This window comes from Collinsella sp. 1033st1_E11_1033SCRN_220408 (assembly GCF_039062465.1).
Classification (GTDB): domain Bacteria; phylum Actinomycetota; class Coriobacteriia; order Coriobacteriales; family Atopobiaceae; genus Parolsenella.
Map to the genome: position 1 here is coordinate 14563 of NZ_JBCLNF010000005.1, position 17534 is coordinate 32096.

Sequence of the window (17534 nt, forward strand, 5' to 3'; positions counted from 1 at the left end):
TTCTCTGCCTAATATTTATTCAGTTAGAAACCCTTGGGTTTGCGGGACGGGATCGCGAAAGCGGTTCTGCCCTATTTCTCCCATCTTCTCACGCCATCCAGCTCGTCCTGCCTGCATCTTGGTTCCTCGATAGCGCAGCTTGGTTGAACGTCGAAAGCCCAGCTTCTCGCGCCAGCTAATCTCAAATCAGCCCGAAAGGAGGACTCGTGAAGATCACCTTGGAGAGGACGAACCCGAAGGACTGGTCGAGAGCCTTCTTGACGATGTCCTGGCCGTTGTCGTAATAGACCTTCACGTCGTCGAACGCCTGAAAGAAGTCGAGGTGGTCGAACAGGAGCCCGGAGATGTCCCGCTTCATGCGGGCAGTGAGCTTCGCGAGGTCGTCGAACTCGCTTCTTCGGTATGCGAACGTCGCGTATTTGACGAGGAGCCTCTGCACGAGGACATTGAACGAGTAGAGCATCTTCTTCCGCTGTTCAAGGGACATCCCTCGGTACGGTCCATGACCGTTCAGCAGTGGCTCTGAATGAAACGGTATGTTCGGCAAATCGGACCTGAGGAGGGACTCCTCGTAGCGCGCAACTTTGTCGGATATGGAATCGGCCTGGTCATGGATTACGAGCGCGAGCAAATAGTAGCGCGCTTTTCCGCCACGGTCTCCGCTCTCGTCGACGAATATGCTCAGGTCTCGCGCCAATAAAACACCCCTAGATAGAACAAAAGCCGGGGGATAAGCCCCCGGCACTTGGAGGTAGCTGAATCAGCCACCAAAATCTATATATCACGCCTGTGATGGTATTTCAGAAACTGCTCGAACAATTGTACGAACCGACTCTGATCACACCCGTTTTCCTCGGGACGGCGAGATTCTTTATTCCCACCCGATAGTCCCAGTTCTGCCGTCCCATCATTCCAGTTGCACCCGGCTTTCGGCGCCGCCACGGAACGCATGCCGTCGCCACACGATATCGGGCATTGTCCCCCACTTGACCTAGAAGGGCGCGGCACCGGTGAAAGCCTGGAGGCGATACAGCCAGGTCTGGCGGAGCGAGGAATATAACCCGAACGGGACCTCTTTTCGGCAGGGCCCATCTTACGGAGCAACGGGCTACTTCGCACAGCGACACACGATCCTCGCTATGCTTTGCGCGTTTTTTACTGCTCGCTATTCGCAATCGCCTGGTCGATAAGCTTGTCGAGCGCTGCGCGCTGCTCGGCGGAGCTGATGGCTCCCACGATTGGATCCCCTACGATGTTGCCATTCTGATCGATGACATACGTTGTCGGGAACGAGAACAAATTTGACGTAAACTTACCGGCCTCGCTATCCGACTTGAACCAGATGTTCTTATATGTCACGCCCTTCTTGCTCAGCACGTCCTTAGCATCCGCAATCGCGTCCTCGTTGCCATCGAGCGTAAAGGAATTGACGCCCACGACCTGACCGCCCTTCTCGGCAAGCTCCTGATTCAGGTTCTCAAGATCGCCCAGCTCGCCCACGCACGGCTTGCAAGTGGTAAACCAGAAGTTCATGACGGTGACCTTGTTCTTAGAGAACAGCTCGTCGCTGCTCACGTCGTTGCCATCCAGGTCCTTGCCCGTAAAGCTGGGGAACTTCGTCGCCTCGCTCGAAGCATTGGCGCCAGCCGTCATGCCCGCGGCCGAAGCGTCGACGCTCTCGCCTGCGCTCGGCGTGCTTCCACAGCCGGGGAACTCCTTCTCCAGGCTCTCGAGCTTGTCCTCGATCTCCTTAATCTGATGCGCACCGGCCTTGAGCGTCTTAAGCTCATCCGCCGTAAACTCATCCTTGGCACCGTCGATGGTCTTGAGCAGGAAATCGCCGTAATTGCCGCCGTCCTCGATCATCGGCATATCTTTATTGGCGGCAAGAAACACCTTTTCCCACAGTGCGCTATCGCTCGAAAGGATATCGTTCTCCTTCTGCATGAGCTTTGCATACAGCTCGGCGGCCTCATCGGCATTGGTCGGCTCCTGCGCAATGAGCTCTGCGATCTTAGGATCGGAGCCCGCAGATTCGCTCGCATTGCCACCAGGTGCCGAACACGCCACAAGACACAAGGCCAGCACCGGCACCATAAACAGGGCCGCAATCTTAGAGAGCTTCATAGTCATTCCTCCGTTTTGTCGAAGCATGTTTTACTTTTTATCAGCGGTCAGGGGGAGCTTTTCTGCCGGTACATCCAGGCCATAGCGATAGCTGATGGCATCAACGGGGCAGGCCCCGATGCACTTTCCGCACCGGATGCATTCGGCATGATTGGGCGCGCGGACCACATCGACGTCCATCTGACAAACCTTTGAACACTTGCCACACGAGACGCATTTGCATGCATCGACCCGAATTCCCAGTAGGGACACCTTATTCATGAGCGCATAGAATGCGCCGAGCGGGCAAATCCATTTGCAGAAGGGGCGGTAGAACAAAACGCTCAGCAGCACCACGGCAATGAGAACAGCAAGTTTCCAAGTAAAGAGTTGGCCCAACGCAGATCGAATGCCGGCATTGGCAATGGCCAGAGGAATGGCGCCCTCGAGCACGCCCTGCGGACAGACGTATTTGCAAAAGAACGGGTCGCCCATCCCCACATCATTAACCACCAGCACGGGCAGCACTACCACGGCAAACAGCAGCACGAAGTATTTGATATACGTAAGCGCCTTGAGCCTTTTTGTCGAAAGCTTTTTGCCGGGAATCTTGTGAAGCAGCTCCTGAAGCCAGCCAAACGGGCACAGAAAGCCGCATACAAAGCGTCCCAGCAGCACGCCGAGCAAAATGAGCGTACCGGTAACGTAGTAAGAAAAGTTGAACTTGGATGAACCTACCACCGACTGGAACGACCCGATGGGGCACGCACCCGATGCCGCGGGGCACGAATAGCAGTTAAGCCCAGGTACACAAACTGTTTTTCCCGCACCCTGATAGATGCTACCCTTGGCAAAGTTGGGCAGGTGAATATTGGTGACCAGCGTCGCCGCCGCCTGAATGAATCCTCGAAATCGGGCCAAGACATGCGACGCAGCGTTTTCTCTTTTATCCAATTCCGATACACTCCAAGCACAGCCTAATAGCTTTGGCCAGCACGGCATCCGCCTCGCCACGCATAGCGCCAAAGCACACCATGGCAATTCCGACGATCAACAAAGCGACCTGTACCACGGGTTTTACCGCTTTGAACAACTCGACCACTCCTTTCGCTACGCGACCATTGGACCATATCGACCATAAAATCCGTGTTAAGCGCGATTTGGAATGTGCAAGGAGACTGTTATGCGTATTTTGATCGTCGAAGACGAGCGAGCACTGTGCGATGCAATCGCGCGCAGCCTGCGAAACTTGGCGTACAGCGTCGACTGCTGTCACGACGGACAGGAGGCGCTCGACCTACTGAACGTTGAGGCCTTCGACCTCGTGGTACTCGACCTCAACCTCCCCCGTATCGACGGCATGACCGTACTCAGGGAACTTAGGAAAACCGACTGCGAGACCAAGGTTCTGATTCTGTCCGCACGTGGCGAAGTATCCGATAAAGTCGCCGGACTCGATGCCGGCGCCAACGATTACCTCACCAAGCCGTTTCATCTGGACGAGCTTGCGGCAAGGATTCGCAGCCTTACCCTCAGGCGCTTTACACAAAGCGACATAGTTTTAACCTGCGGAAAGCTCCGCTTTGACACCAAGGCGCGCATCGCCTCCGTGGACAGCGAGGCTTTATCTCTTACGCGCAAGGAAACGGGAATCTTGGAATACCTGATGCTTAATCAGGGGCGTCCGGTAAGTCAAGAGGAGCTTATCGAGCACGTTTGGGATAGCAGCGTGAACAGCTTTAGCAACGCAACCCGCGTTCATATCTCGTCACTCCGCAAAAAGCTACGCATCGCTTTGGGATACGACCCGATTCGCAATCGGATTGGAGAGGGCTACGTTATGGAGAATGGCGAATGAAAAGGCTTTCGCTGCAATGGCGCATAACGATCATGACGGCGCTGCTCACGTGTGCTGCGTGCGTGCTGATGAACTGCTTGATCAGCTATACGGGCATGCGCTACATGGATGCCATCGGCAGCGGCATCTCGTCCTTTAACGCTGCCGGCGTGGATTCGCCCCAGGCGTTTGACCCAACAAAAGCAGCCCTCGATGACGAGGTCACGATCGTCGTAAACGACGCACAGGAGTCTTTTGGCGCGACAGCCTGGTGCATCACGGCTGGAGTCACGCTACTTGGCGGCGTGCTGGCATACTTTGTGAGCGGCCGCGCGCTCAAGCCGCTACGGGATTTTGCCGCCCAGGTAGAGCGCGTGCAGCCTGACAACCTAAGCGAAACCAGACTCAACGAAGATGTGCCCGCCGAGCTACAAAGATGCAGCGCCTCTTTCAATGACATGATTGCTCGTCTTGGCGAAGGGTTCTCTGCACAGCGTCAGTTTACCGGCAACGCCGCACACGAGCTGCGTACCCCGCTCGCCCTTATGCAAGCGCAGATTGAACTGTTTGTCTCCGAACACCCCACGTCGCAGCCCCAAATAGCCGAGCTGCTCGGCCTGTTACAAGAACAAACCGAGCGGATGTCGCGAATGACCAAGGCGCTGCTTGAGATGAGTGAGCTCCGCAGCGTTCCCTGCGAGGACGATATTGAGCTTGGCCCCCTGTCCGAAGAAGTCCTCACCGACCTCGCTCCGCTTGCCGAGCATAAAGACATCGCTCTCAATTGCAGTGGATGCGCTCTGATAATCGGAAGCGACACGCTTCTCTATCGGCTGGTGTTTAACCTGGTCGAAAATGCTATCCGTTACAGCCGCCCTGGCTCGACCGTCAACGTCTCTATCCGCGACAACGACAGCCGCGTGTTCCTGCGAGTTGAGGACCAGGGCCCGGGAATACCCAAGCAGTACCGTGAGAGCATCTTCCAGCCGTTCTTTCGCCTGGATAAATCCCGCAGCAGGGCATACGGCGGCGCAGGGCTCGGGCTAGCGCTTGTTTGGGAGATTGCGACGCTCCATGGCGGCACCGCGGAAGTCGAAACAAGCTCCGAGAACGGAACCGTGATGCTCGTGACCCTTCCAAAACGGACCACAGCGCAATCAGATCGCTAAAATGGCGATACCGCGAGACATGGTGCGGGCCTGCATAATTGCACGGCCTCGCAACCTTTGCTATTGCGAATTTGAATTGCGCCATTCTGGGGCCTCGCGGTTCAGACCGGCAATTTTCCGTCGCGCCGCCCATATGGCTATCGAAGAGTTCGCAACCGTAACAAACGTTGGGAGGCCCTTAGCGGCAGCCCTGGTTCCATCGGACTATTCAGTTCCGATCGCTTTGCGCGGGAAGTCGAGTAGGCGGTCGCGGTAGTACCCGTACTGCGCCCGACGTGCCTCGATCTCGGCGGGGATACCGTCGGTGAGCGATTTCGTTAGGGTGTCGAAGCGGTCGAGGATGTCGACGACCTTCCGCTGGGTGCCGATGGACGGAACGGGGATCTCGACCCTCGATAAGTCCACAGGCGCAACTTCGATTACCTTTGTTCCTTTCACCACTTTTCGTTTGGATATCTGAAAGTCCTGAGCAGTAGCTAAATATGCCAGGTGTCTCGGGATAATGCTTTCGGTCGCATACGCGCAAGAGTGTCCGCTGATTGCAACCGGCTGTTCGCCTTCCCACACCAATGGTGTGCAGACATCTTCGATATTCTTGCTCGTTATGACGAAAATCACGTCTCCAGGGTTTGCCTTTTTCGGCTTAGCGCATTGCTCTTCAGATCATCGTGGTGCGCTCGTAGCCGCGCTCCACGAGGAGCCGCTCGGCAGCGTCGAGAATCTTCTCGACCGTCTCCTCCGGGTACTTATTGCGTGCCACGGGCACCTCCGTCCTTGTTATCGCGATAAACACACCATGAGTGGCGTACGGGTCGAGAAGGGCTGGCGCCAAAAGAGCCCAACGGCCGTTACAGCTTCGTTAGAAACGCGCCCCACCATGGATGGTGAACCCGAAAGGTAAGGCGCGCGGGCACGGCGACTCGGCTCGCGCGCCCGGAAGAGAAAGGACGAACCCATGGGCTACATGCTCGAGACGCGCGGGCTCACCAAGCGCTTCGGCCGCGGCGACCAGGCGCAGGATGCCGTGGCCGACGTGAGCCTTCATATCCGCGAGGGCGAGGTGTACGGGCTGCTCGGCCCCAACGGCGCCGGCAAGTCGACAACGCTCAAGATGATCTGCGGGATGCTGCGGCCGACGGCCGGGGAGATCCTCTTTGCCGGGCACGCCTGGCGCCGCGAGGACCTCTACGCAATCGGCAGCCTCATCGAGGAGGCGCCGCTCTACCCCAACCTCACCGCGCGCGAGAACCTGCGCGTGCGCACCACGCTGCTGGGCCTTCCCGAGAGCCGCGTAGATGAGGTGCTCGCCGCCGTGGACCTCGCGGACACCGGGAAGAAGCGCGCCGGGCGCTTCTCGATGGGCATGCGGCAGCGCCTGGGGCTCGCGCTGGCGCTGATCGCCCGGCCACGCCTGCTCGTGCTCGACGAGCCCACCAACGGCCTCGACCCCATCGGCATCGAGGAGCTGCGCGACCAGATCCGCGGCTTCGCGACGGCGGGCACGACGGTGATCGTCTCGAGCCACATCCTCTCCGAGGTGCAGCAGATGGCGGACACCATCGGCATCATCTACGGGGGGCGCCTCGCCTACGAGGATGCGCTTCGACCCGGGCAGGACCTCGAGGAACTCTTCATGAGCGTCTGCCGGGAGGGGCGACGAGCGCGCGGGGAGGTGGCGGCATGACGGGCGAGAAAGGCGGCCTGCTCGCGGGCCTGCGCGCTGAGGCCCTGAAGTCGCGCCACGCGGCACCGGTTCGCCTGGCCGTGCTCATGGCGCTGCCGATGCCGCTGCTCGGCGCGATGCCCTACCGGGGCGTGCAGATCTTCAGCGCGTGGAACTACTGGTACGCGCTCTTCCTGCCCGTGGCTCTCTCGCTCGTGGTGGCGTGCGTCGCGCGGGCGGACGCGCGCACGCGGATGCGGGGGCTTCTGGGCCTGGGCTTCCCGCTCGGGCGCGCCTGGTGGGCCAAGGCGCTCTGGTGCCTCGCGCTCTGCACGCTCTCGAACCTCGTGGTCTTCGGCATCTACCTCGCGGGATCGGCGTTCTCCTCGCAGGGCCTCACGGCCGCGGGCACGCTCACGATGCTCCTCTGCGCGCTCGTCAACACGGTGACCGCGGCGTGGATGATCCCCGCAGGGCTCTTCCTCACGGCGCGGCTCGGCATGCTCGCGGGCATCTTCTGCCCGCTCGCCGCACAGCTCGTGGGTGGGTTCGCCTGGTCGCTGGTGCCGCTGCCGCAGCTCTTTCCGCCGTCGGCGAGCATGGTCATCCCCACGAGCTTCATCCCCGTGCTGCCGAGCGGCGAGCCACTCGCGGCGGACATGGCGCTCGGCGGGGCGCTCGCGGCGGACGGCATGCTCACACTGGCGGGCCTTGCGGTCTGCGCGCTCGCGTTCGCCGCGCTCACGGCGGCGGGCGCGGCCTGGTTCGCGCGCTCCGAGGAGAGGTGATGGCCGTGACACGACTCTCCGGCCCGACGCCGCGCATGACTCTCCCGCGGGCCCTGCTCTCCGAGGCCCTGCGCCTGGCGCGCTCCCCGCTCACGGCGGTGCACCTCGTCTGCGGCCTGGCAGCCGGTCTTGCCTGCGGCGAGTACTTCTCCGTAACCCGATGGGACCCGGCGCTGGGCGCGGACGCCTACGCCCAGTTCCTCGGCGCCCTCATGCCGCTCATGTCCGCCATCGTCTGCGGGCTCGCCGTGGACGAGGAGCGCGCTGCCGGGCGCCTCGCCAACCTCACGGCGATCCCCTCGCGCGGGCGCGCCGTCGCGGCGAAGCTACTCGCCCTTGCGGCGCTCGGCGCGGGCGCGCTGGCCGTGGCGCTCGGCGTGTTCGGGGCCGTGCTCGCCGTCGCCGGGCGCCTGCCGCTCGGGCCCGCTCCGCTTGCGGCCGCCTGGGCGGGCATCGTGCTGGGCAGCCTGCCCCTCTACGCGCTGGGGCTCGGCGTGGCCCTGCGCCTCGGCCGCAACGCCGTCATCGGCGCCGGCGCGGCGGGGATGCTCCTCGCGTTCTTCTCAGTGGGCGGACTTGCGCACGGCCTCATGACCGGCGAGCTCACCGGTGCCCTGGCGACGCCCCTGAGCTGGGTGCCGCTCGCCTGGCCCGCGCGCCTGGGGTCGCTCGGGGTAGAGGCCTTCATCGACGCCGCACGCGCGGCGGGCCCTCTCCTCACGACTGCGCTCGCTGGCCTCGTGCTCACCCTGGCAGCCGCCGCCGTCCTTATCGCCTGGTTCTGCCGCTTCGAGGACGGGAGGGCAGATGCGTAGGAAGCCGCTCGCCGCCATGCTCGCCCTCCTCTCCGCAGCGCTCGTCCTGGGCGGGAATGCCCTGCTCGACGCCGGCTGGGGGTCGGCGCTGCGCTCGATCGCCGACCGCGCGCTGCCCAACCCTGAGATCGCCATGTGGGCGCCCGCGGCTGCGCGCGGGGCTCTGGACCGCTGAGCGCGGCGCTAATACAATGCCGACGGGAGTTTCAGGAGGTCGAACATGGCGAGGATACTGGCGGTGGATGATGAGCGGGCGATCCTCGACGCGCTCGCGCGCGTCCTCGGCCGCGACGGCCATGAGGTCGTCAAGGCAGCGGACCCGACGGCGGTCCCGGGGATGGACCTCTCGCGCTTCGACCTCGTGCTCTGCGACGTCATGATGCCGGGGCTCGACGGCTTCGAGCTCGTGCGACAGATCCGCCCAGACTTCGACGGGCCCATCATCTTCCTGACCGCGCGCGTGACCGAGGAGGACGCCGTGGCCGGCTACGGCCTGGGCGCCGACGACTACGTCCGCAAGCCCTTCGGGGCCGCGGAGCTGCGCGCCAAGGTCACGGCCCATCTACGCCGTGAGCGCCGGCCGCGCTCGCACGTCCTCTCCTTCGGGGAGGTGCGGATCGACCTCGGGGCGCGCGACCTCGCCGTGAACGGCGAGGCCATGCCGCTCACGCCCACCGAGTACGCCATCTGCGAGTACCTCGCCCGCCACCCCGGACAGGTCATGAGCCGCGCGCAGATCCGCGAGGCGGTGCTCGGCTGGGAGAGCGACGCCGACGACGCGGCCATATCCATGCAGGTCAGCCGCGCCCGGAGGAAACTCTCCGAGGCCGGTGCCGATCCGATCGCGACCGTCTGGGGGATGGGGTACAAGTGGCAGCTCTGAGGACCGGGGCGCGAGGTCGCGGGGGCATGCCGCTCTCCTTCGTCATCGCGCGCTACTTCGCCTACGCGTTCGCGGCGGTCGCCACGGCGTGGCTCGCCTCGTTCATGGCGCTCTCCGCGGCGATCAACGCGGGCTTCGTCTACGAGGCAAGCTGGGGGCCGGCCAATGCGCGCGAGGTCGCGGAGGGCCTGGCACGCGACGGCGTCTGCGGGCAGCAGGACGTGCCGACGGCGTACCGCTACCTCATCCTGAACAAGGACGGATACGTGCTGATGACAGACCTCGAAGGCACGCGGCTCGAGGGCGCGGCGGAAATGGCCCGTGCGGCACTCGCCGCGGATCCAGGCACAGTGGAGATCGAGGGCGGGGGCTCGGGCCTCACCTACGCCGCGTTCCCGCTCAAGGGCGGCGGGGCCTGCGCACTCGTCAGCGAGTACCTGCCGCAGTGGGTCTCGCGCGACCTCGCCGGCCTGCTTCCCAACCCGCAGAACCTCATGCTCGTCGGCGCCGCGGCGGGAAGCGCGCTCGCGCTCGCGCTCGTGGCGCGCCGCGCGAGCCGCGTGATCTCGCGCAAGATGGCGCCGCTCGCGGATGCGGCAGGGCGCGTCGGCGCGGGGGAGCTCGACTTCGCGGTCGGCAGCACCAACGTGCGCGAGGTGAACGACGTCCTCGCCGCGATGGACGCCATGCGGGCCTCCCTCGCCGAGTCGCTCGAGGCCCGCTGGGCCGCGGAGCGGGGGCAGCGCGAGCAGGTGGCCTCGCTCGCCCACGACCTCAAGACGCCGCTCACCGTGCTGCGCGCCAACGCCGACTTCGTGGCGGAGGAGCTGGAAGACGAGAAAGACGCCGACCTCGCGGCCGCCGCGCGCGACATAGCCGGCAGTGTCGAAAGGCTCGACGGCTACGTGCGCCTGCTCATCGAGGCCTCGCGCGGGTCCGGCGGGGCGGAGAGGGCAGCCATGCGGCCGGCCGAGCTCTGCGAGCAGGTCCTCGCCGAGGCCGCCCAGATCGCCCGGGCGCGAGGCGTGACGCTCGACGCGGCCACGGGCCCCGCTGTCGCGGGCGCGCCCGAGGCCCCGCTCGACCGAACCGCCCTGGCGCGAGCCGCCGCGAACCTCGTGGCCAACGCCGCCGAGCACGCGCGCTCGCGCGTGGCGGTCTCCTGCGACGTCGCGGGCGGACACCTCGTCATCGAGGTGTCCGACGACGGACCGGGCTTCTCTCCCGCCGCCCTCGAACGCGGCTGCGAGCGCCTCTTCACAGACGACTCCTCCCGCTCCTCGCGCGACGGAGGCCGCCACTACGGGCTCGGCCTCCACGCCGCCTCCGAGGCCGCGAGCGCCCACGGGGGCTCCGTCTCGCTCGCCAACAGCCCCTCGGGCGGCGCGGCGGCCACCATCGCGGTCCCCCTGTGCGGGATCTGACGGCTCAGGCCCTCACACCGGCGTGCCTCGCAACCAAACGCTTCCCGGATAATAATGCCCGTTGCGGGGATCGCCCTGGCTAGTCGCCGCCCATGTGCATGAGTATGTCGGCGATGCGAGTCGCCATCTCGTCCGCCGCCGGAATGAATCCTTACTCCCATTCCTCCGAATACCGCCCCATGCCTTGTCGTCTTGAAACACGGGGAGTAAATGGCGAAATCTCAGATGAAAGGGAGTAAAAAGGCAAAGAAAAAGCCTCCGTCCCAACGAGGGAACGGAGGCTAGGAAATCGTTTTTACTCACCGCCGTCGCTGGCGGCTTTGTCATGACTCTCGTATGAAACGAAACTCAGCGGCACAGTGCGGCACTCAAAAGTGCAGGTCAGAACCCTGTCAGCCTACTCCCACTCGGTGGTTATAGTTTTGCCGTCTCGTCACTCCAGTTGCACCCAGTTTTCGGCGGCATCTCGAAGTGAGTGCCGCTGAATGACGCGACGTCGCGTTTCATCGGCTTCGGGGACAAAAGCTGGGACAACTTCAAAAACCATTTTCAAACTCAGAGTATTGAGTTTTTATTTTTGTCCCAAGGGGCACGGAGAGCCGCCTTTGGAGGCTCGATATCGCCGAAAAACGCCCGTTTTGAAACTCAACCGCCTTTGAGCCTGCAAACCACCAGCTTCAACAGTAAGTGAGTCGACGCGGGTGGCTTACGAGCCGTTCACAAAACCGCAGGCCACAGGTCTTTGTCAACGATAAGCAAAGTGAATAGTCTCAGGTGGCTTGCCCATGAGTTGGCGTAAGCCTGTTTAGCAAAAGGCTAATCGGACACGACAGGCCGCCCGCATGGCGACGGCGTTTCCCGTGCGGGCACAAACAGCCCTGCGTGCCCTGTCGCGCGATATCCCAATGCGACGTTCAGAACCCTACCCGCCAAGCAGCCACCTCGCGAAATTCAGCACGAGCACGCCCTCCCGGGTATGGGGCTCATGCCTCGTGCGAGTGATGAGAATCTTCGGGAATGCATCCCCGATGGATAGAATCGGCGCAATCTCCCTCTCGAGCGTCGAATCGGCGCCGATATCGTCGCTCACATACACTTTCCTTCCCGGTTTCGAAACTTGGAAGGCAGTATGCGCAAGGATGCGTCGAGGTGCGATCCCAGTCGTACCATGCCAGCAGAGATGTCGAGGCACATTCGTTCATGCTGCAATGCGGGCATCGGAGATGAAAAACAGCCCGTCGGGTAGTCATGGGCGTGCGGGAGCCCGCATCAGTAACCTGCCTCCTCGGTTGTCCCTTCTTTGCATGGTCGTCTACATAAAGGAGGAACCAGCCATGCAGATCAGCATGCTTGCCCTTCTTGGGTCACGGACCGGGGAGGCGAGGGCCTCCGTCGGGACCGCCCCGAGCAACCGGCATATCCAAGGAATGACAAGGCTCGATCGCTGTGCTGGTCAGGATGCCGAAGCGGGCCGTCCGCCAATCGGAATGCGGGTCAGGATGCTGCAACGTGATTCCAGCTGCAGGATACGGCTCCTTTGCGGTTGCCGCAAAACCTGCTGGCAACATTCTTACTATCCGAATGATGTACGCATCCCTTGGGATCGTTTCGCCTGACCAGGGCCATCTTCAGCGCCTCATCGGCCAGCTCGGCAGGCGCCTCTTCCACGCGTAATAGCCCTGGCGGGTCACCTATGCAACCAAAGATACAAAAGGAATCGAATGGCCAGAGAGGATTGCCCTTACCGATGCTCGATTCTTGACAGGCAAACTCAAGCCTCGTTAATATTACATGGTTTGCCAGACCGAATTAACAAAGGAGGGGTGTCGTGGTTGGTCTTTTCCGCACGTGGATGAGCGCCTAGAAAGCGGCGCTGTTGTGGCGTCGCGCTGTTTTTCTGCACGCCATTTCACGATTGGACATAACCATGATATTTGAAACCTCTCGGGGCAGGTCTGTTCTGCTGTGCCATTCATGGCAATTCAAGCTTTGTTTCGTATGGGGCGGGGAGCTCGTTTCGACATTGACGAGTTCGATTCTCCAAATGGGTCTTATTTGGCATCTCGCCCTCACGACAGGGTCGTCTTCTCTCCTCTCCTTAGCATCGCTGGCAGGCTTTCTGCCGATTGCTTTGTTCGGAATCCTTGCGGGCGCCGTTGTCGACAGACTGCCTTTGAAACGTGTCCTCATCGGCGCCGACCTCTTCATTGCCGCGGTGGGTGCCGCCTTGGCGATTGCCTCGTTGGCCGGCAGCTTACCTGCATGGCTAATTCTCATCGCCCTGTTTCTCCGTGCAGTTGGTACTTCGTTCTACACGCCAGCCTCCCAATCTCTCACGCCCCATCTCGCCCCGCCAGAGCATCTCGTTCGCCTATCGGGGGTGACTCAGGCGATTCAGTCCGGCGGATACATTCTTGGCGCCGCGCTTGCAGCAGTGATTTATCCCGTGGCGGGCATTACCGCTATGATTGTCCTCGACGTGCTGGGAGCGCTTTTCGCTTCTTTAGCCGTCCTCGCCGCACAGATAGACGCAGGGGGCCTCGATGAAGCCGACCGCAGCTTGTCCTTTTCCAATAAGGTTCGAGAGCTCTTCTCTGAGATTTCGGACGGCTACAAGCTGATTAGGGAGTACAGGGGGCTGTTCGCCCTTCTTTGGTGCGGGTTCGTCTTCGCTTTCGCGTTCTCTCCGCTCGCGGCATTGTTCCCAATAATGACCTTGGGGCATTTTGGCGGTAGCACGGGGGATGCCGCTTTGGTGGAAATCCTTTTTTCTGCAGGCATGCTGGCTGGGTCCGGCATTTTGGCGGCCACGGGAGGGTTCCGCAATAGGTCGTTCACCATGGTCGCCGCGATTGCCGGCTTCGGCATTGCCGCAATCGTATCCGGATCGCTCGGCCCGTCATTGTTCGCTGCTTTCCTGCCGGTGAGCTTTCTTATGGGCGCATGCTCCCCGTTGTACGCGGGAACCCAGACTGCCCTTATGCAGGAGCAGATACCTCCTGAGTACCTAGGCCGCGTTTTCGGCCTCTACGGAACCATCATGGCGTGGGCCATGCCCATGGGCCTCGCAGCCCCCTCCGTTTTTGCGGATCTGCTTGGAGCTCCGTTATGGTTCGTCGGCTCTGGAGCGACCATGGTACTGCTTGCGATGGCTATGCTGCTTGCTCCGAGCGTCCGAAACGCGGGGAAAAGAGATACCGGGCAGATTCAATAGCCCAAGTATTCGAAAAAAAGAGGCAGCAGCCATCGGTTCAAGCGTCAGCCTTCAAGCCCTTGCGACGACGAGGTATTGCACCGACATTCCGCATCGCGCTCCTTATTCGTCGCCAACTATCATTTTCGGATTTGCCGGCTTGCGCAAGGTCAAAACGCTCGCGCCGGCAATTGGGCAAAGGCGAAAAATCGACGTGAGCAATCTTTTTTGGCATGGCTGCGCTTCCAGTAAAACGCTAATACACAAAAGGCGGTTCAACCTATGGAACTCATAGTCAAAGCTAAAGACATCTTTTTGGAATATGCCGGCCGCGATATCCTAGATATCGAAGAGTTGGAAATCTACTCCTACGATCGCATCGGCTTGGTGGGAGACAATGGCGCAGGCAAAACCAGCCTGCTTAAAATTCTGAGCGGCAATCTTACCATTGCGGACGCCGACGTCAGGCGCTTCGGCAGCATTGCCCTCATCGGCCAACTCGATGAACTCGACCTTGATGCGGCTCAGGACAGTGGTGAGATGCTCTCCCGTCTCAACGTCGCCGGAGTGGCGCAGGAGACGATGAGCGGCGGGGAGGAAACACGCGCCAAGATTGCCTCTGCACTCTCCCAGCATGCAAGCGCGATCTTCGCCGACGAGCCTACGAGCCACCTCGACCAAGACGGCATCCGCCTTCTCGTCGGACAACTCAAGGCATTTGATGGGGCTCTGCTCATCGTGAGCCATGACCGTCATTTTCTCGACCAGGTGGTAGACAAGATCTGGGAGCTCAAAGACGGCGGTATTTCCGAATTCTGGGGTGACTACTCCGACTATCTGCGACAGAAAGAAGAAGAGCGCAAAGCTCAGGCGACTCGATACGAAGAGGCGATGCGCGAGCGCGATCGCCTCGAAGCCGCCATCGAAAAACAACGGAAAAAAGCACGGCAGGTCGACGCCAAGCGGAAGGCTGCGAAAAAAAAGCAACGAGTATGCAGGTCGATTGGGGCATCAGAAAGCAACCGGCACCAAACAGAAGAGGATGTACCAGGCGGCTAAGGACATGGAGAAGCGCCTCGAAGCGCTCGAAGGGATTGAGGCCCCAGATAGCATTCGCGCCGTGCGGTTCCGCCAGAGCAAGGCCCTGGAACTGCATAGTAAATTTCCCATCTCGGCAGACGATTTCAGCTTGAGCTTCGGCAACTGCATGCTCTATGACCACGCGAAATTCGAGATACCGCTCGGTGCCAAAGTGGCCATCACCGGTGGCAACGGTACAGGAAAGACCAGCCTGCTGAAGGCAATCGCTCGACGCGCCGACGGTATCAACATCTCTCCCAAGGCAGAGATCGGTTACTTCGAGCAAACAGGCTACAAGTTCGACGCCCGTCAGTCTGCGATCTCGTTCATGCAGGATGGTTGCGAGTACAGCATGACCGAAATTCGAGGCATCCTCGCCTCTATGGGAATCGGACCGCGCGACCTGACAAAGGACGTTGGCGTTCTCTCGGGAGGCGAAGTCATCAAGCTGCTACTCGCGAAGATGCTGCTGGGCAGATACAACATCTTGCTCATGGACGAGCCTGGAAATTACCTGGACATCAAGAGCGCCGAAGCCCTCGAGCAGATGATGAGCGCCTATGCCGGAACGATAGTGTTCGTCTCCCACGATAAGAGGCTGGTCGAGAACGTCGCAGACATTGTCTACGAAATAAAGGACACCAAGCTAGTCAAAATCTTTCAGCGCGAATAGCCCTAAATGAGCAAGAAATAATCCCCGAACGGAGACAAGGGAGTAAAACGGCAAAGAAAGAGCCTCCGTCCCAACGCAGGGAACGGAGGCTCTTTAATCGCTTTTACTCATCTCCGTCGCTGGTGGCTTTGTCATGACTCTCGTACGAAACGAAACTCAGCGGCACAGTGCGGCACTCAAAATCGCAGGTCAGAACCCTATCGGCCTACTCCCACTCGATCGTCGCGGGCGGCTTGGACGTGATGTCGTAGCAGACGCGGTTGGCGCCGGGCACCTCGGCCACGATGCGGCCGGAGATCCTCGCCAGCACGTCGTAGGGCAGCTTCGCCCAGTCGGCCGTCATGGCGTCGCTGGACTCAACGGCGCGCAGGATAATCGGGCGCTGGTAGGTGCGCTCGTCGCCCATGACGCCCACGCTCTTGATGTCGGGCAGCACGGCGAAGTACTGCCAGCAGCTGTGCTCGGAGTTGCGGTCGCCCGTCTCCTCGAACAGTCTCTGGTTGTAGGCGTCAAGCTCCTCGCGCACGATGGCGTCGGCGTTCTTCAGGATCTCGAGCTTCTCCTTGTCCACCGCACCGATGATGCGGATGGCAAGGCCCGGGCCCGGGAACGGCTGACGGAACACGATGTGCTCGGGTAGGCCCAGAGCCAGGCCCAGCGCGCGCACCTCGTCCTTGAAGAAGTGGTCGAGCGGCTCGATAAGGTCAAAGTGCACACCGTCCGGGAACGGAATGAGGTTGTGGTGGCTCTTGATGGTGCTCGCCTTGCCGCCCGTCTTGCGCGCGCCAGACTCGATGATGTCCGGGTAGATGGTGCCCTGGGCGAGGTACTTCACGGGCCTGCCGTCGGTCTCGAGCTGCTGGGCGACCGCGAAGAACTCCTTCCAGAACTGCGTGCCGATGATGCGGCGCTTCTGCTCCGGCTCCGTCACGCCGGCAAGGAGCTCGGCATAGCGGTCCTCGGCGTGCACGTGGATGAAGTCAACGTCGAACTGCTTGGTGAAGACCTCCTCGACCTGCTCGGGCTCGCCCTTGCGCAGCAGGCCATGGTTGATGAACACGCAGGTCATCTGCTTGCCCACGGCGCGCGCGCCAAGAGCTGCCACCACGGAGGAGTCCACGCCGCCGGACAGCGCGAGAATCACGCGGTCGTCACCGACCTTCTCGCGGAACTGCGCCGTCATGGTCTCCACGAGGTTGTCCATGGACCAGTTGGCCTCGAGCCCGCAGATGCCAAACAGGAAGTTCTTGAGCAGCTGCTGGCCGTACTCGGTGTGCTTGACCTCGGGGTGGAACTGCGTGGTGTAGATGCGCTTCTCGGCGTTCTCCATCGCGGCCACGGGGCACACGTCGGTGCTCGCCGTCACCACAAAGCCCTCGGGCACGTTGTTCACAGCGTCAAAGTGGCTCATCCAGACCGTCTGGTTCGCCGGGGTGTCGGCGAACAGCTTGCTGTCGGCCTTCACGTGCAGCTCGGCGCGGCCATACTCGCCCACCTCGGGGTGGAACACGGTGCCACCCAGCGTCACGGCCGTGATCTGGTGACCGTAGCAGAAGCCGAGCACGGGAACGCCCATCTCGTAGATGGCCGGGTCGACGCGCGGGGCGTCCTCGGCGTTCACGCTCGCGGGACCACCGGAGAGGATGATGGCGCTGGGGTTCTCCGCAGCGATCTCGGCCGCCGTGGCGTCGCACGGCATGATCTCCGAGTAGACGTTCAGGTCGCGAACGCGACGCGCGATGAGCTGGCCGTACTGGGCGCCGAAGTCGAGGACGATGACCTTCTGCTGGCTGTTCTGCATGGGCTCCTCCGTGGGACGAGGGTTGCAAGGGTCACGAGCGCGTGGGCTCGAGATTTACGAGAGTCGCGCGACTTGGAAGCAGGAACCACGCCGAATCGCTGA

17 protein-coding genes and 1 pseudogene are annotated in these 17534 nt (G+C 61.6%); 10 read left to right on the forward strand and 8 right to left on the reverse strand.

Annotation, left to right across the window (positions count from 1 at the left end; genetic code table 11):
• Positions 1–181 precede the first annotated feature (181 nt).
• The 4 genes from ABCN07_RS05505 to ABCN07_RS05520 form a co-directional block, all read right to left on the reverse strand.
• Positions 182–697: a DUF3800 domain-containing protein gene (locus ABCN07_RS05505; RefSeq protein WP_343005754.1), complete on the reverse strand. Its 516-nt coding sequence runs from the start codon at positions 695–697 to the stop codon at positions 182–184.
• Between the two features lie 458 nt (positions 698–1155).
• Entirely contained in the window at positions 1156–2127 is a 972-nt protein-coding gene (locus tag ABCN07_RS05510; RefSeq protein WP_343005755.1) for a TlpA disulfide reductase family protein, read from the reverse strand.
• Positions 2128–2157: 30 nt separating this feature from the next.
• Positions 2158–3060 carry a 4Fe-4S binding protein gene (locus ABCN07_RS05515; protein WP_343005756.1) on the reverse strand — a complete coding sequence of 301 codons (903 nt, stop codon included), beginning with the start codon at positions 3058–3060 and terminating at the stop codon, positions 2158–2160.
• Entirely contained in the window at positions 3053–3199 is a 147-nt protein-coding gene (locus ABCN07_RS05520; RefSeq protein ID WP_342994854.1) for a CD1871A family CXXC motif-containing protein, read from the reverse strand. The genes ABCN07_RS05515 and ABCN07_RS05520 overlap by 8 nt, the downstream gene beginning before the upstream one ends.
• Before the next feature lie 90 nt (positions 3200–3289).
• On the opposite strand from ABCN07_RS05520, the gene ABCN07_RS05525 reads away from it, so the two are divergent.
• Together ABCN07_RS05525 and ABCN07_RS05530 are read left to right on the forward strand one after the other, a co-directional pair.
• Positions 3290–3964 carry a response regulator transcription factor gene (locus ABCN07_RS05525; protein ID WP_343005757.1) on the forward strand — a complete coding sequence of 225 codons (675 nt, stop codon included), beginning with the start codon at positions 3290–3292 and terminating at the stop codon, positions 3962–3964.
• Positions 3961–5112: an ATP-binding protein gene (locus tag ABCN07_RS05530; protein WP_343005758.1), complete on the forward strand. Its 1152-nt coding sequence runs from the start codon at positions 3961–3963 to the stop codon at positions 5110–5112. The genes ABCN07_RS05525 and ABCN07_RS05530 overlap by 4 nt, the downstream gene beginning before the upstream one ends.
• A gap of 204 nt (positions 5113–5316) precedes the next feature.
• Here ABCN07_RS05530 and ABCN07_RS05535 read toward each other — a convergent pair whose 3' ends face one another.
• Positions 5317–5730, reverse strand: a complete 414-nt coding sequence (locus ABCN07_RS05535; RefSeq protein WP_343005759.1) for a restriction endonuclease subunit S — start codon at positions 5728–5730, stop codon at positions 5317–5319.
• Positions 5731–5770: 40 nt separating this feature from the next.
• Positions 5771–5872: a TetR family transcriptional regulator gene (locus ABCN07_RS05540; RefSeq protein ID WP_343005760.1), complete on the reverse strand. Its 102-nt coding sequence runs from the start codon at positions 5870–5872 to the stop codon at positions 5771–5773.
• Between the two features lie 195 nt (positions 5873–6067).
• On the opposite strand from ABCN07_RS05540, the gene ABCN07_RS05545 reads away from it, so the two are divergent.
• Genes ABCN07_RS05545 through ABCN07_RS05570 form a run of 6 tightly spaced genes read left to right on the forward strand, consistent with a single transcriptional unit; the run spans position 6068 to position 10685 of the window.
• Positions 6068–6796 (forward strand): lantibiotic protection ABC transporter ATP-binding protein, encoded by a 729-nt coding sequence (locus tag ABCN07_RS05545; protein WP_343005761.1) that lies wholly within the window; start codon positions 6068–6070, stop codon positions 6794–6796.
• The gene (locus ABCN07_RS05550) at positions 6793–7563 is read left to right on the forward strand and encodes a hypothetical protein (RefSeq protein ID WP_343005762.1); all 771 of its coding nucleotides are present in this window, start codon (positions 6793–6795) and stop codon (positions 7561–7563) included. The genes ABCN07_RS05545 and ABCN07_RS05550 overlap by 4 nt, the downstream gene beginning before the upstream one ends.
• Entirely contained in the window at positions 7563–8378 is an 816-nt protein-coding gene (locus ABCN07_RS05555; RefSeq protein ID WP_343005763.1) for a lantibiotic ABC transporter permease, read from the forward strand. Before ABCN07_RS05550 ends, ABCN07_RS05555 begins: the two co-directional genes overlap by 1 nt.
• Positions 8371–8553 carry a hypothetical protein gene (locus ABCN07_RS05560; protein WP_343005764.1) on the forward strand — a complete coding sequence of 61 codons (183 nt, stop codon included), beginning with the start codon at positions 8371–8373 and terminating at the stop codon, positions 8551–8553. The genes ABCN07_RS05555 and ABCN07_RS05560 overlap by 8 nt, the downstream gene beginning before the upstream one ends.
• A gap of 45 nt (positions 8554–8598) precedes the next feature.
• A complete protein-coding gene (locus ABCN07_RS05565; RefSeq protein WP_343005765.1) occupies positions 8599–9261 on the forward strand; it encodes a response regulator transcription factor in 663 nt (220 codons plus the stop codon).
• Positions 9262–9287: 26 nt separating this feature from the next.
• On the forward strand, positions 9288–10685 hold the full coding sequence (locus ABCN07_RS05570) for a HAMP domain-containing sensor histidine kinase (protein WP_343005766.1): 1398 nt from the start codon (positions 9288–9290) through the stop codon (positions 10683–10685).
• A 922-nt stretch (positions 10686–11607) separates the two neighbouring features.
• Here the strand turns inward: ABCN07_RS05570 and ABCN07_RS05575 are convergent.
• A complete protein-coding gene (locus tag ABCN07_RS05575; protein WP_157966984.1) occupies positions 11608–11775 on the reverse strand; it encodes a hypothetical protein in 168 nt (55 codons plus the stop codon).
• Between the two features lie 837 nt (positions 11776–12612).
• Here ABCN07_RS05575 and ABCN07_RS05580 point away from each other — a divergent pair.
• Both ABCN07_RS05580 and abc-f read left to right on the forward strand, forming a co-directional pair.
• The gene (locus ABCN07_RS05580; protein WP_005987410.1) at positions 12613–13899 is read left to right on the forward strand and encodes an MFS transporter; all 1287 of its coding nucleotides are present in this window, start codon (positions 12613–12615) and stop codon (positions 13897–13899) included.
• A gap of 261 nt (positions 13900–14160) precedes the next feature.
• A pseudogene (gene abc-f, locus ABCN07_RS05585) lies at positions 14161–15631 on the forward strand (ABC-F type ribosomal protection protein).
• Between the two features lie 205 nt (positions 15632–15836).
• On the opposite strand, the gene guaA reads toward abc-f, so the two are convergent.
• The gene (guaA, locus tag ABCN07_RS05590) at positions 15837–17432 is read right to left on the reverse strand and encodes a glutamine-hydrolyzing GMP synthase (protein ID WP_343005767.1); all 1596 of its coding nucleotides are present in this window, start codon (positions 17430–17432) and stop codon (positions 15837–15839) included.
• Positions 17433–17534: the final 102 nt, after the last annotated feature.